1 pseudogene is annotated in these 926 nt (G+C 68.8%); it reads left to right on the top strand.

From position 1 onward, the window contains the following. Positions 1–926: pseudogene (locus DH10_RS25665) on the top strand (DUF4159 domain-containing protein); the annotation flags it as partial.

Genomic DNA, 926 nt, shown 5'->3' with positions numbered 1-926 from the left:
CGCAAGTCACGGCGGGCGCTTTCGACGACAAGGGCCGCCGCATCGCCGACGCGACGCTGACCTTCGCGCCGGGCGAGACCACCGCCACCGGAACGATGAAGGTGCCGTTTGAATTGCGCAACGACTTCGCCTCGATAGCACTCGATGGCGAGCATCAGGCCGGAGCCGTGCGCGTGCTGGACGAGAGCTCCAAGCGCCGCCGCGTCGGGCTGCTTTCGCAGGCCGAGGCAGACCAGGCGCAGCCGCTGCTGTCGCCGCTCTATTACATTCGCCGCGCCCTGCAGCCCTTCGCCGATCTGGTCGAGCCGTCGAGCGCCGATCTGGCCGACGCCATTCCGCAGCTTCTCGACCAGAAGCCGGCCATGGTCATCATGGCCGATGTCGGTACCATCCCCGCGCAGGTCCGGCAGCGGCTGGTCGACTGGGTGAACAATGGCGGCACGCTGGTGCGCTTTGCCGGTTCAAGGCTGGCAGCCGCCGGCAATGACGATGATCTCTTGCCGGTCCGGCTGCGCGGCGGCGAGCGCGCACTGGGCGGTGCGCTGTCCTGGACGACGCCGCAACAGGTCACCGAATTCCCAAAGAACGGCCCGTTCGCCGATCTCGCGCCGCCGACCGAGGTGACGGTCAGCCGGCAGGTGCTGGCCGAACCCACGCCCGACATCGTCGAGCGCACCTGGGCCACACTTGCCGACGGCACGCCTCTGGTCACGGGCATGAAGAAGGACAAGGGCACGCTCGTGCTCTTCCATGTCACGCCGGAGGCGACCTGGTCTAACCTGCCGATCTCCGGCAGCTTCGTCGAGATGCTGAGGCGCGTCGTGCAATTGTCGCGCAACCAGGGCGCCGCGGTCGCCAATGCCGAGGCTGCCGCCGCGTCGCTGGCGCCCTATCGCATGATCGGCGCCGACGGCGCGCTGGTGCCG

Origin of the sequence: Mesorhizobium silamurunense (assembly GCF_014843825.1) — a bacterium.
Classification (GTDB): Bacteria; Pseudomonadota; Alphaproteobacteria; order Rhizobiales; family Rhizobiaceae; genus Mesorhizobium; species Mesorhizobium silamurunense.
Note: the sequence above shows the minus strand (reverse complement) of the source record. Positions and strands in the feature narration are given on the sequence as shown.